Origin of the sequence: Nocardioides sp. BE266 (genome assembly GCF_031457855.1) — a bacterium.
Taxonomy (GTDB): Bacteria; Actinomycetota; Actinomycetes; order Propionibacteriales; family Nocardioidaceae; genus Nocardioides.
This window is the reverse complement of sequence record NZ_JAURTI010000001.1, coordinates 491,924-504,677: the sequence shown is the minus strand read 5'-3', so window position 1 is coordinate 504,677 and position 12,754 is coordinate 491,924. Positions and strand designations below refer to the sequence as shown.

General features: G+C 72.3%; 14 protein-coding genes. 7 read left to right on the top strand and 7 right to left on the bottom strand.

Going from position 1 to position 12,754, the window contains the following annotated elements; all coding sequences use genetic code 11:
- Positions 1–99: 99 nt before the first annotated feature.
- Positions 100–1,023 carry an LLM class flavin-dependent oxidoreductase gene (locus J2X46_RS02500; protein WP_310246495.1) on the bottom strand — a complete coding sequence of 308 codons (924 nt, stop codon included), beginning with the start codon at positions 1,021–1,023 and terminating at the stop codon, positions 100–102.
- 71 nt (positions 1,024–1,094) lie between these two features.
- Here J2X46_RS02500 and J2X46_RS02495 point away from each other — a divergent pair, with 71 nt between their 5' ends.
- Positions 1,095–2,291 carry an acyl-CoA dehydrogenase family protein gene (locus tag J2X46_RS02495; protein WP_310246493.1) on the top strand — a complete coding sequence of 399 codons (1,197 nt, stop codon included), beginning with the start codon at positions 1,095–1,097 and terminating at the stop codon, positions 2,289–2,291.
- 16 nt (positions 2,292–2,307) lie between these two features.
- On the opposite strand, the gene J2X46_RS02490 is transcribed toward J2X46_RS02495, so the two are convergent.
- The gene (locus J2X46_RS02490; protein ID WP_310246490.1) at positions 2,308–3,621 is read right to left on the bottom strand and encodes a DUF222 domain-containing protein; all 1,314 of its coding nucleotides are present in this window, start codon (positions 3,619–3,621) and stop codon (positions 2,308–2,310) included.
- Positions 3,622–3,802: 181 nt separating this feature from the next.
- On the opposite strand from J2X46_RS02490, the gene J2X46_RS02485 reads away from it, so the two are divergent.
- From J2X46_RS02485 to J2X46_RS02460, 6 genes are all read left to right on the top strand, one after another.
- On the top strand, positions 3,803–5,128 hold the full coding sequence (locus tag J2X46_RS02485; RefSeq protein WP_310246487.1) for a sensor histidine kinase: 1,326 nt from the start codon (positions 3,803–3,805) through the stop codon (positions 5,126–5,128).
- The gene (locus J2X46_RS02480; RefSeq protein ID WP_310246486.1) at positions 5,125–5,793 is read left to right on the top strand and encodes a response regulator transcription factor; all 669 of its coding nucleotides are present in this window, start codon (positions 5,125–5,127) and stop codon (positions 5,791–5,793) included. The genes J2X46_RS02485 and J2X46_RS02480 overlap by 4 nt, the downstream gene beginning before the upstream one ends.
- Before the next feature lie 80 nt (positions 5,794–5,873).
- Positions 5,874–6,755 carry an ATP-binding cassette domain-containing protein gene (locus tag J2X46_RS02475; RefSeq protein WP_310246483.1) on the top strand — a complete coding sequence of 294 codons (882 nt, stop codon included), beginning with the start codon at positions 5,874–5,876 and terminating at the stop codon, positions 6,753–6,755.
- On the top strand, positions 6,752–7,984 hold the full coding sequence (locus tag J2X46_RS02470) for an ABC transporter permease (protein WP_310246481.1): 1,233 nt from the start codon (positions 6,752–6,754) through the stop codon (positions 7,982–7,984). The genes J2X46_RS02475 and J2X46_RS02470 overlap by 4 nt, the downstream gene beginning before the upstream one ends.
- Before the next feature lie 44 nt (positions 7,985–8,028).
- Positions 8,029–8,241: a hypothetical protein gene (locus tag J2X46_RS02465; protein ID WP_310246479.1), complete on the top strand. Its 213-nt coding sequence runs from the start codon at positions 8,029–8,031 to the stop codon at positions 8,239–8,241.
- 27 nt (positions 8,242–8,268) lie between these two features.
- Complete coding sequence (locus J2X46_RS02460; RefSeq protein WP_310246476.1) at positions 8,269–8,994, top strand: site-2 protease family protein; 726 nt, start codon at positions 8,269–8,271, stop codon at positions 8,992–8,994.
- Positions 8,995–9,009: 15 nt separating this feature from the next.
- On the opposite strand, the gene J2X46_RS02455 is transcribed toward J2X46_RS02460, so the two are convergent.
- From J2X46_RS02455 to J2X46_RS02435, 5 genes are all read right to left on the bottom strand, one after another.
- Positions 9,010–9,474: a VTT domain-containing protein gene (locus tag J2X46_RS02455; protein ID WP_310246474.1), complete on the bottom strand. Its 465-nt coding sequence runs from the start codon at positions 9,472–9,474 to the stop codon at positions 9,010–9,012.
- On the bottom strand, positions 9,471–10,085 hold the full coding sequence (locus J2X46_RS02450) for a CDP-alcohol phosphatidyltransferase family protein (protein WP_310246472.1): 615 nt from the start codon (positions 10,083–10,085) through the stop codon (positions 9,471–9,473). The genes J2X46_RS02455 and J2X46_RS02450 overlap by 4 nt, the downstream gene beginning before the upstream one ends.
- Positions 10,086–10,128: 43 nt before the next feature.
- Positions 10,129–10,728, bottom strand: a complete 600-nt coding sequence (locus J2X46_RS02445) for a Maf family protein (protein WP_310246470.1) — start codon at positions 10,726–10,728, stop codon at positions 10,129–10,131.
- Complete coding sequence (locus J2X46_RS02440; protein WP_310246467.1) at positions 10,725–12,416, bottom strand: DUF885 domain-containing protein; 1,692 nt, start codon at positions 12,414–12,416, stop codon at positions 10,725–10,727. Before J2X46_RS02440 ends, J2X46_RS02445 begins: the two co-directional genes overlap by 4 nt.
- Before the next feature lie 62 nt (positions 12,417–12,478).
- Positions 12,479–12,718, bottom strand: coding sequence for an acyl-CoA carboxylase subunit epsilon (locus J2X46_RS02435; RefSeq protein WP_310246464.1), 240 nt, complete (start codon positions 12,716–12,718; stop codon positions 12,479–12,481).
- Positions 12,719–12,754 lie beyond the last annotated feature (36 nt).

Genomic DNA, 12,754 nt, shown 5'->3' with positions numbered 1-12,754 from the left:
TCGGGCAAACGCCCTGACTCTCGGACCACTGGACGACCGCGGGCGCTTGGTCAGGCGGACGGTCGATGGCGGCTGGGTGACGAAGAGGTGTCGGAGTGGTCAGCCGATGGCCGGCAGGACCTCGCGGACCAGCCGCTCGAGCTGGGCCACCTCGTCGCCGAGCGGCCAGACGTAGGTGCGCACGCACCCCGCGGCGGCGTACGACGACAGCAGCCGCGCGCAGTGCTCAGCGGACCCGACGCACACCCGGTCGCGCAGCTCGTCGGGATCGCGCCGGACGATCGGTGCGAGCACGTCACGCAGCACGCGTTCGGTCTCGGCGTCGTCGTCGGTGATCCGCGTCCACATCGTCGCCAGCGCAGCTGGGAGCGGCGAGCGGCCCTGCCGGTCGTGCTCCTCCGCGAGCCGACGTCGGCCGGCCGCGAACTCGTCGGGGGTGGTGTTGTAGGCCGACGCGAGCCAGCCGTCGCCCAGCCGCGCCACGCGACGCATCCCGGCCGGCGATCCCCAGCTCGCGACCCAGACCGGGACCGGTTCCGGTGGGGCGGCGACCTGGCCGCCGGCCAGCAGCACCTCCCAGTCGTCGGGCAGGTCGTCGCCGCCGACGAGGCCGCGCAGCACCCGCACGGACTCCTCGAACCGCCGCCACCGGTCCTCGAACGGCACTCCCGCCAGCGCGTGGTCCGTCGCCGACGACCCCGCCCCGACTCCGGCGACCACCCGGCCGGGCGCGAGCGCGGCGAGCGTCGCGAGCGAAGCGGCGAGCTGGACCGGACCGCGCAGCGACGGGAGCGCGATCGTGGTGGCGAGGTCCATCCCAGCTGCCCGGTCGGCGACTGACGCGAGGAGCGTCGGACCGTCCAGCCAGGGCCGGTGGAAGGCGAGGTGGTCGTTGGCACTGACGGCGGCGAGGCCGAGCTGGCGGGCGGCGTCGATGACCTCGCGCACCCGTCGTACGTCCGGCCCCTCCCCGGAACGACCCGCGCCGGTCGCGACCTGCGGCAGGTGCACGCCCACCTCCATCCTGGGAGCGTCCCACAGGCGGGTCGCTCCGGGGGTTAGCGATCGCTAACCTGCGGCGCTACCCTGCTGGCATGACCTTCGAGCTGTCCCCCGAGCACGAGCAGTTCCGCCGCAGCGTCCGCGACTTCGCCGAGGCCGAGATCGCGCCGCATGCCGCGCAGTGGGACCGCGACCACCACTTCCCGACCGACGTCGTGCAGAAGATGGGCGCGCTCGGGCTGATGGGCCTCACCGCCCCCGAGGAGTTCGGCGGCGCCGGGATGGCTGGCGAGGACGGCGGCTTCACGTCGCTGTGCCTGGCGATCGAGGAGATCGGCCGCGTCGACCAGTCGATGGGCATCACCCTCGAGGCCGCGGTCGGCCTCGGCATCAACCCGATCCTCACCTACGGCACCGACGAGCAGAAGAAGACCTGGCTGCCCGCCCTCGTCGCCGGCGAGCAGCTCGCCGGCTTCGGCCTGACCGAGCCGGGCGCCGGCTCCGACGCCGGGGCGACGAAGACCAAGGCCGTCCTCGACGACGGCGAGTGGGTCGTCAACGGCGCCAAGCAGTTCATCACCAACTCCGGCTCGTCGATCACCTCGCTCGTCACGGTCACTGCGCGGACCGGTGAGCGCGCGGACGGCCGCCCGGAGATCTCGACGATCATCGTCCCCTCGGAGACGCCCGGCTTCACTGCCGAGAAGGCGTACGACAAGCTCGGCTGGCACGCCTCCGACACCCACCCGCTGTCCTTCAGCGACGCCCGCGTCCCCGAGGCGAACCTCCTCGGCGAGCGCGGTCGCGGCTACGCCCAGTTCCTCGCCACGCTCGACGACGGCCGCGTCGCGATCGCGGCCCTCGCGGTCGGCTGCATCCAGGCGTGCCTCGACATGTCGCTGCAGTACGCGAACGAGCGGCAGACCTTCGGCGGCCCCATCGGTCGCAAGCAAGGCCTGGCGTTCCAGGTCTCCGACCTCCAGGTCGTGCTCGACGCCTCGCGCCTGCTGACCTACAAGGCCGCCGCGATGAAGGACGCCATGGACGCCGGGCAGAACGTGTCGATGGGCGCCTTCAAGCAGGCCGCCGCCGTCGCGAAGCTCTACGCCACCGAGTCGGCCGTCACCGCCACCCGGATCGCGACCCAGGTCTTCGGCGGCTACGGCTTCATGGAGGAGTACCCCGTCGTGCGGTTCTACCGCGACGCCAAGGTGCTCGAGATCGGTGAGGGCACCTCCGAGGTCCAGCGCATGCTGATCGCGCGCGGCCTCGGCCTGCCGGTCGAGTGATCGGGCTTCCGATGACTCAACCGGCGATCACGTAGTCCATCTGCAACACCGGCACGATCCGTCGCCTGACCATCGCGATCGGTGGAGGCCGGGTGGTGTGCTGGTGCCCGGTCGGCAGCGTGGTCGTCACGCTGCCGTCCGGTGCGGCCCTGGCCCGCCATCGGTGGGCGGTCTTGGCGTAGTTGCAGGCCTCGCACAGTCCCTGGCCACCGCGGGCCGACGTCGAGCGACTCGACTGCCACCCGGTGACGTGGTCGACGTGCCGCACGGGTGCGTCGCACCACGGCGTGCGGCAGGTGCGGTCGCGCAGCTTCACGAACTTCGCGAGGTTGCCCCGGAACGTGCGGGTGCGGGCGTCCATCGAGACCAGCTCGCCGGTCGTCGGTGACGCGTAGAGCCGGCGGATGCTGAGCTCCTCCTCAGCCGTGGCGGCGCCGCAGACGATCTCGCGGGCGAGCTCGGCAGGGATGGGCCCGAGATCCTCGAGGTGCGCCTCGTCATCGGCGCCGCCGAAGAGCGCGGCGTCGGTCATCACGACACCGAGGCTGACCGGCGTGGACGGTCGCTCGTGTGGGCCGGCCAGCACCGAGGCGACGAGGGCGTCGGCCATCACCTGGCCGTGCGTCCGCGGATCGCCTTCGGCCCGAGCGGTGTCTGCGGTGCGGGTGAGCGCCGCCCACGCGGCGACGCCGTCCTTGACCGGCAGGAGGGCGGTGAGCCAGGTCATGCAGTCGGGCGCCGGGCGCAACGTCACGTGTCGCTCGGACTCCGCCTTGCGGCGCCGGGCGACGCACGCGCCCGGATCGCGTGCCTCGGTCTCGGAGCGGAGCCGAGCCATCAGCTGACGCGGACTCAGCTGGGCGAGCGCATCAGCGTCACCCGCCACTGCCTCGTCGACCGCAGCGCGGTGCTCGCGCGGCAGGCAGGCGGTCTCACGGGCCACCACTGTGGCGCCCCACTCGTCGATGTGCCCGGACTTCCACGCCGCCCACGTGTGCGGCAGCTCGGTCGGCACGATACGGGCCAGGCTCAGGTGACGCCTACCTCGATGCGGCGACTCACGGCGCGCGAGTGCGACCACGTGGCCGACGCCGCGTCCGATCTCCTCGGGACGGGCACCCGCCTCTTCCTGCTCACGCGTGAGGGATGCGTCGAGCCGGGCGGTGAGCTCGGCCTGGGCAGCCGTGACCACACGCCCGAGCGTCTCCAGCTCGCCGATCGCGTCGACGAGCTCGGCCTGTTGCACGGCCCCGGGCGAGTCGAGGATCGAGCGCAGCTCGCCGCGCAGCGCTGCGATCGCGGCTGCGGCGGGGAGCTGGTCGGTGGTCATGGGCTCAGTGAATCAACCGGTGCCGCCAGGCGTGCGGATGGACGAGCACGGGTGTGGAGAACCGCTTCTGCGGAGCGCCTGTGGACGGAAAGTGGCGCGTGCCGAGTCGCACCCGGCCATACGCGCCGATCTCCGCCTCCCGACGGATCCGTGCGGGGGAGAAGCGCTCTACCCTCGGCCCATGCCCCGCCCGACCTCACGCCTGCTCGACTGGTTCGGCGTGGACGACCCGTGGGAGCGGCGCCGGCCGCCGATCGGGCGGCAGGACGTCGTGCTCGCCGCGAGCGTGGAGGCGCTGAGCCTGCTCGCGCTCGAGCTGGTGCGCAGCTCCGGCGGCTTCAGCCACACCGACGTACCCGCGTGGGCCCAGTGGCTGGCGGTCTCGAGCGGCGCGGTTCTGCTGCTGGGGCGGCGCCGCTGGCCGCTGACCGTGGCGCTCCTGGCCGCGGTCCACATGTTCGTCGCCGGCGTGACCATGCCCGAGGTGATGGGACAGCTGTCGCTGCAGGTCATCTACTTCGTCGCCCTCCTCAGTGGGGTCGCGTGGGCGCGCGACCGGCGGGGGATGGTCGTCGTAGTGGGCATGATCGTGCTCTTCATGTTCGCGTGGATCACCTGGCAGTTCGCCCTCGGCTCGACCGTCCAGGAGTGGCTCGACGACGAGGAGCTGTCCGAGCACATCGGCCTCTTCCCGCCGATCCCCGCGGCGATCGCGATCACCCTGCTCATCAACGTGCTCTACTTCGGCGGCGCGATCGCCGGTGGAGGCGTCTCGTGGCGCTCCGCCCGGGCGCGGGCCCGCCTGGAGGAGCAGGCCGCGACGATCGCGGCCCAGTCGGGCCGGCTGCGCGACCAGGCCGTCGTCGACGAGCGGCTGCGTATTGCCCGCGAGCTGCACGACGTCGTCGCCCACCACGTCTCCGCGATGGGCATCCAGGCCGGTGCCGCGCGGCGGGTGCTCGACCGCGACCCCGACGCCGCGCGGACGGCCCTGGCCAACGTGGAGGAGGCCTCGCGTGACGCCGTCACCCAGATGCGACGGCTGCTCGGCACCCTGCGGGAGGGCGAGCAGGCCGCGCCGGAGGCCCGCACGACCGAGGCCGGAGTCGGCGACCTGCCGCGCCTCGTCGCGGAGGTGTCGGGCGACGGCCTCGCGGTGACGCTCGACGTGGTCGAGACGCAGCAGGACGCGGCGACCCGGCTCCCGCGCGGCGTCGGCCTCGCCGTCTACCGCACGGTCCAGGAGGCACTCACCAACGTGCGCCGGCACTCCACCGCAGACACCGTGTCCGTCGTCGTACGCGTCGACGAGGCGCAGCCCGCGCCGTACGCCGAGGTGGAGGTCGTCGACAACGGCCGACCTCGCCACGGGACGTCCGGCAGCGGGCTCGGGCAGCTCGGCATCCGTGAGCGCGCTGCCACCCACGACGGGCAGGTCGACATCGGTCCGCGGGTGACCGGCGGGTACCGGGTGCGGGTGCGCTACCCGCTGGGGGCCGGCTCGTGACCGACACCCTGAAGGTGCTGCTCGTCGACGACCACGCGATGGTGCGCTCGGGCTTCGCGATGGTGCTCTCCGTCGAGGACGACATCGAGGTCGTCGGCGAGGCCGCCGATGGCCTCCAGGCGATCGAGAAGGCCCGCGAGTCACGCCCCGACGTGGTGCTGATGGACGTCCAGATGCCGCGGATGGACGGCATCGAGGCCACCCGGCACCTCGTCGCCGACGACCTCGGGCACGTCGTCATCGTGACCACCTTCGACCGCGACGACTACCTCTTCGACGCGCTCCAGGCAGGTGCCAGCGGCTTCCTGCTGAAGAACGCCGGCCCGGAGCAGCTCCTCGACGCCGTACGTGCTGCGGGCCGGGGGCACGCGCTCCTCGCCCCCGAAGTGACCCGACGGGTGATCGGGAAGATGGCCGGTCGCGAGGTGGCTCCGGAGCGGCCCGAGCCGCCGGCGCTGGCGGGGCTCACCGGGCGCGAGCGCGAGGTGCTCGTGCTGCTCGGCCGCGGCCTGTCCAACGGCGAGATCGCCGCCGAGCTGGTTCTCGGCGAGGCGACCGTCAAGACGCACGTGTCCAACGTGCTCGCCAAGCTGCACCTGCGCGACCGCGTGCAGGCGGTCATCTACGCCTACGAGGCCGGTCTCATCCTCCCGACGGAGGAGTGATCCGCGCGGCGGCTGCTCCACCTCGAAGTTCCCCCGCGCGACGGATCCCCCTCGCCGGCCCGCCGCCTAGCGTCGTGGCCATGTTGGAGATCAGGGAGCTGACCAGGCGGTTCGGTGAGAACACCGCCGTCGACCACGTGTCGTTCGAGGTGCCGGCCGGTCAGATGACCGGCTTCGTCGGCGCCAACGGGGCGGGCAAGACGACCACGATGCGGATGGTCATGGGCGTGCTCGGCATCGACGGCGGTGAGGTGCTCTGGAAGGGGCAGCCCATCACCCGCCTGGACCGTCGCTCGTTCGGCTACATGCCCGAGGAGCGCGGGCTCTACCCGAAGCAGCCGATCATCGACCAGCTCGTGTACGTCGCCCAGCTCAAGGGCATGGAGCGCACCGCGGCCCGCGCGGCCGTCGCCGAGCTGCTCGAGCGGTTCGGCCTCGGCGAGCGGACCAAGGACCACCTCGAGAAGCTGTCGCTGGGCAACCAGCAGCGGGTGCAGATCATCGCCTCGGTGCTGCCGCGACCGGCCGCGCTGATCCTCGACGAGCCGTTCTCGGGCCTGGACCCGGTGGCCGTCGACTCGATGGTCGACCTGCTGCGGGAGTACACCCGCGACGGGATCCCGGTGCTGTTCTCCAGCCACCAGCTCGACCTGGTCGAGCGCCTGTGCGACCGGCTGGTCGTGCTGGCCCAAGGACGCCGGGTCGCCGCCGGGACGGTGTCGGAGCTGCGCGATGCGGGGGTACCGCGCTTCCGGCTCGTCCTCGGCGGCGACGCCGGCTGGGTCCGCGACCAGGGCGGCCTCGAGGTCCTCGACCTCGACGGCACGACCGCCCTGGTCGAGGTGCAGCAGGAGGGCGCCGAGCAGCGTCTCGTCGCCGAGGCCACGCGCCGCGGCGACGTCCACGAGTTCGTCCGGGTGCGCCCGGCGCTCAGCGAGATCTACCGGGAGGCCACGGCATGAGCACCGACACCAGCTCCGACACGAGCTCCGGCTCGAGCACCGAGACCAGCGCCCGTCGCGACGACCGCGAGCCCGCGTGGCTCCTGGTGACCCGCCGCGAGATCGTCTCGCGCATCACCGACAAGTCGTTCCTGATCGGCACCGCGCTGATGATCGTGATGATCGTCGGCTTCATCGGCTTCACCGCCTGGCAGGACGAGAAGACCGAGACCGCCACGCTGGGCGCGACGCCCGAGGCGATGGCGATGGCGACAGCGATCAAGGACAACGCGGCCGACGTCGACGACAAGCTGAAGGTCACGCTGGTCGAGCTCGACGACGAGGACGCCGCGAAGACGGCGCTGCGCGAGGAGGACGTCGACGCCTGGCTGCACCCGGTCGACGGCGGCTGGGAGCTGACCTCGGAGTCGAGCGAGCAGGACTCGCTCACCGACGTCGCGCGCGTCGTCGTACGACAGCAGGTGCTGGCCGACAACGCCGCCGGCGTCGGCAGCACGGTCCAGGCCCTCGAGGCGGGCAGCACCGTGTCCACGGACTTCCTGCGCGGTGACGCCGAGAAGGCGGGTGTGGCCGAGGCGGTCGGCTTCGTGTTCGTCTTCCTGTTCTACTTCTCCGCCCTGATCTTCGGCATGCAGCTCGCGTCGTCGGTGATCGAGGAGAAGCAGAGCCGGATCGTGGAGATCATCGCGGCCGCGATCCCGCTGCGGCACCTGCTCGCCGGCAAGGTGCTCGGCAACACGGCGCTGGCGGTGATCCAGCTGCTGGTCTACCTCGCGGTGGGCCTGGTCGGGCTGTCGTTCACGCCCTACAAGTCCTACGTCCCGTCCTTGTCGGGGCCGACCGTGTGGTTCCTCGGGTTCTTCCTCGCCGGCTTCGTCGCGCTGGCCTGCCTCTGGGCGGTCGCGGGATCGCTGGCCTCGCGCACGGAGGACCTCCAGGCCACCTCGACCCCGCTGACGATGCTGATGCTCGCGATGTTCTTCGGCGGGCTCTCGCTCGAGGGACGCGGCCAGGTGATCGCGTCCTTCCTCCCGCCGGTCTCCGCGGTCGTGATGCCCAAGCGCATCCTCGCCGGCGGCGTCGCGTGGTGGGAGCCGCTGGTCGCGCTCGGCCTGCTGGCCCTCTTCGCCGGCGCCACCGTGTGGGTGGGGGAGCGGCTCTACCGCCGGGCGCTGCTGCAGACCGGCGGCCGGGTCAGCCTGCGGCAGGCCTGGTCCGCGGCCGAGTGAGGCGAAAGGGCCCGGGCGCGGGTGTCCGCGCCTAGGCTCCGCCCGTGACCTGCACCTTCCACCCCGACCGGGAGACGCTGCTCGGGTGCACCCGGTGTGGGCGCAGCGCCTGCCCGGACTGCCTGCGCGACGCCCCGGTCGGCCAGCACTGCCTGGCGTGCGTCCGGGGCCTGTCGCCCGAGCAGCCGCTGACCGCGTCCGACGTACGCCTCCTCGTCGCCGGGCAGCGCCGCGCACAGCGGGCGCGGACGGGCTAGCGGCGCCCGGGATGGCTCTTCTACGCCGTGCTGGCCACCTTCGTCGGCCTCTGCGTGGCCACCGGCCCGCTCCAGCTCCAGATCCTGGAGTACGCGCCCCTCGGTCGCGCGGTCGCGATCGGCGTGATCCTGGTCGGCGTGGTGCTCTCGGTGACGCTGCACGAGTACGGCCACGCGTTGACGGCGTACTGGGGAGGCGACCGCAGCGTGGTCGCGAAGGGCTACCTGACCCTCGACTTCCGGAAGTACGCCCACCCGCTGCTCTCCATCGGCATGCCGGTGCTGTTCCTCGCGATGGGCGCGCTGCCGCTGCCGGGTGGCGCCGTGTACATCGAGGAGCACCGGCTCCGCTCACGCGTGTGGTCGAGCGTGGTCTCGCTGGCCGGGGTGCTGATGAACGCCGTGTTCGCCCTCGTGCTGGCCGCCGTGCTCGCCTCCGACGCGCTCGCCGAGCGCAACATCGTGCTCCACTCCTTGCTCGCCTACCTGCTCGTCATCCAGGTCACGCTGATCATCCTCAACCTGCTGCCGCTGCCGGGCCTCGACGGGTACGGCGTCATCGAGCCGTTCCTGCCACGCTCGGTTGCCGCCGCCCTCAACGCCGTCCGGCCCTACGGCCTGATCATCTTGGTGGCCCTGGTGTTCTCGGGAGGACTCGACTTCCTGTGGGACGCCGGCTTCGCGGTCGGCGAGCTGCTCGGCGCCGATCGCTACCTCGTCGGGCTCGGCGCGAGCGTGGCCTCGCTGCGCTGAGCGCCCCGACGCGCGTCAGAGCCAGCTGAGGAAGGTGCTGGCGCCTGCGACGACGACCCAGAACCGCAGCCCGCGACCGAGCAGGCCGGTGACGAGGAAGGCCCAGAAGTTCACCCGGAGCGTGCCGGCGAGCACGGCCGTGACGGCGTACGGCGGGAAGCCGGTGAACGCGGAGACGAAGAGCAGCCCGGAGGTGAACCACGGCCGGCCCTCCGCCCGCTCCTGCCACCGGTCGAGCGAGGCCTTGGCCTTCGGCTTCTCCAGCTGGCGGCGTACCCACGGCGCGCGCTCGACCTCGACGGCACCCCAGTACCAGAGGATCTTGCCCAGCATCTGCCCGACCGTGGCCGCGACGACCAGCGCGATGGCGTGGTCGTTCTGCTGGGAGATGGTGACCGCGAGGATCGCCTCGATGTTGATCAGCGGGAGCAGCGCCGACGCGATGGAGGCGCCGAAGATGCTGAGGTAGACCCAGATCATGCGGCCCCGGGGACCGGGATCCCGATCCGCACCAGCCGGTGCAGCGAGACGCACTTGAGGACCAGCAGCGCGGAGGCGATGGCGAGCCCGACCCACATCCAGCCGGTGACCAGCAGCAGCACCGCGAAGAGTGCGCTGTTGACGGCCTTGGCGGGCTTGGACCAGTTCCACAGCCAGATCGGCCGGTCGACCACGAAGAAGTAGTTGGGGCTGCGCACCGGCCACGCCAGGAAGGCGATGGAGAGGTAGCAGTCGATGACCATGAACTCGGCGAGGTAGACGAAGATCGCCGGCGAGAGGTCGGGCTGGAGCCAGGCGAGGCCGATGTAGAACGCAGCCGCGTTGAACCGGTCGCACATGATGTCGAGCACGGCTCCGATGCGGGTCTCGCAGTCGCGGACCCGGGCGTAGAAGCCGTCGAGCATGTCGCCGACCCAGTAGACGACGAGCGCGACGACCAGCAGCGTGAGGCTCTCCTGGTGGGCGGCCGTCGCGGCCAGCACCACCGACGCGATCGTGCGGACGGCCGTGATCACCGTCGCGCCGGTCAGCAGGCGTTCGTCGCGGACGCCGTAGCGGTCGTCAGGATCGGCGACAGGCTCTGCCTTCACCGTGCCAAGCTCCCCGCTCCCCACGGTGCGAGATCGTATCGGGTCACGCCCAGAGATCCGGCCAGGCATGGCCGAGCTCGATCACGAGCTCCCTCAGGAGCGGCAGGCTCACCCCGACGACGTTGTGGTGGTCGCCCTCGATCCCGGTGACGAACGCGCCTCCGAAGCCGTCGATGGTGAAGGCGCCCGCGACCTGCAGCGGCTCGCCCGTGGCGACGTAGGCGTCGATCTCCTCGTCGCTCACGTCGGCGAAGTGGACCGTGGTGGAGCCGGTCGCCGCGGCGACCTTGCCGGTCGCGACGTCGCGGAGGCAGTGGCCGCTGTGCAGCACCCCCGACCGGCCCCGCATCGCGCGCCACCGGGCCCGTGCCTCGTCGGCCTCGTGGGGCTTGCCGAGCGCCTCGCCGTCGAGCTCGAGCACCGAGTCGCAGCCCAGCACGAGCCCGTCAGGAGGTACGTCGTCGCGCCCGGCGACCGCCGCGCACTTGAGCTCGGCCAGCTGGAGGGCCAGCTCGGCCGGCGGCAGGTCGACCAGCTGCGACTCGTCGACGCCGCTGACGATCACGACCGGCTCGATGCCGGCAGTGCGGAGCGTGGCCAGGCGGGCGGGGGAGGCGGAGCCGAGGACGAGCGGAGTCGTCACAGGCGCTCCAGCGCCGCGCGCAGCGGGTCGAGGCCGAGCGCGCCCAGGTCGAGCGCCGCGCGGTGGAAGGCCTTGAGGTCGAAGGCGTCGCCCTGCCGCTCGGCCACCTGCGCCCGCGCCTCGAGCCAGATCCGCTCGCCGACCTTGTAGGACGGCGCCTGGCCGGGCAGGCCGAGGTAGCGCTTGACCTCGAACTGGATGAACTCGTCGTCCATCCGGCAGTGCAGCCGCATGAACTCCAGCCCGAGCTCGGGAGTCCACGTCTCACCGGGGTGGAACGCGGTGCCGCCGGCCCCGAGGCGGTTGTCCTCAGGGATGGTCAGCTCGAGGTGCATGCCGATGTCGACGATGACGCGGGTCGCGCGCAGCGACTGGCCGTCGAGCATGCCGAGCAGGTCGGCCGGGTCGTCGAGGAAGCCGAGCTCCTCCATCAGCCGCTCGGCGTAGAGCGCCCAGCCCTCGCCGTGGCCGCTGCACCAGCACATCAGCCGCTGCCAGCGGTTGAGGCTGTCCTTGCGGTAGGCCGTCTGGGCGACCTGGAGGTGGTGGCCGGGGACGCCCTCGTGGAAGACGGTGGTGACCTCGCGCCACGGGTGGAAGTCGTCGATGCCGTCGGGCACCGACCACCACATCCGGCCCGGTCGCTCGAAGTCCTCCGAGGGACCGGTGTAGTAGATGCCGCCGTCGTTGGTGGGCGCGAGCATGCACTCGATGCGCCGGATCGGCTCGGGGATGTCGAAGTGCACGTCGGCCATCTCCGCGATGGTCCGGTCGGCCAGCGCCTGCATCCAGTCGCGGAACGCCTCGCGGCCGTGGACGACCCGCTCGGGGTCGGCGTCGAGGTGCGCGACCGCGCCGTCGACGTCGGCGCCCGGGAGGATCCGGTCGGCGGTGGCGGTCATCAGGTCGGAGAGCCGCTGCAGCTCGGTCCAGCCCCAGGCGTAGGTCTCGTCGAGGTCGACCTCCGCGCCGAGGAAGTAGCGGCTGGCCAAGGCGTAGACCTCGCGGCCGACGCCCTCCTTCTCTGCGCCCTGCGGCTCGAGCTCGTCGCTCAGGAACAGCCCGAACGCCGCCGTGGCCGCGCTCGCGGCGCTCGCCAGGCTCCGGAGCTCGGCGGGGTCGCCGCCCTCGAGCCGCTTGACGAGGCCGAGGTAGAAGTCGCCCGCGTCACCGGCCTGGCCGGTCCAGCGGCGCACCTGCTCGGCCACCTCGGCGTACTGTCGCGCGGCGACGACGTTGCCCTTGCGCGCCTCGTCGGAGAGCGTGACGCGCAGCCCCTCGAGGGCAGCTGGCACGGCGGCGAGCCGGGCCGCGATCGCCGCGACAGCCTCCTCGCCCTCGGTCGGCATCAGGTCGAAGACCCCGCGGATCTCGTGGAGCGGGCTCCACAGCACCGACATGCGGCAGCGGTTGACCCCGGCGTCCTCCAGCTCGATCTCGAGGCGGGTGCGCTCGAGGAAGGCGTCGCGTGCCGCGGCCTCGCGGTCGTCGACCGGAGTGGCCGCCTCGACGGCCGCGACGACTGCCCGGTTGAGCGCCTCGCGCGCGTCGAAGCCCGCCGGGGAGTAGTCGGTCATCTCGTGCTCGTGGCCGGCGACCCCGATCCCGGTCGCGGTCAGCGGGTCGAGGGCGGCGTAGTCGTCGACGTAGGCGTTGCAGAGGGCATCGATGGTGCGGGTCTCGGTCACGCAGGCGACCCTAGACCCGCCCGGGGACAGCCAGCAGCCGGGTTTCGGTCGACCGGGTCAGGTCAGCGGGGCAGGCCGCTGGCGCGCCAGGCCGCCTCGCCGTGGCGGTGCGTACGCCGGAGGCTGCGCGCGGGATTGCTCCACGCGGACCGCGGCCGCTTGGGCGGCGTACCTCCCGCCGAGCCGAGCGCGGAGAAGACCGCCACCAGGGCGGCGACCTCCTCGGGGGTCGCGTCCTGGTTGATCACCCTCAACAGCGGCGGCTGGGCGCCGCCCTCGGCTGACTGCTCGTCGCTGGTCATCGACACGTCACCTCGTTCCTCCTCCGCTGCGCTCCT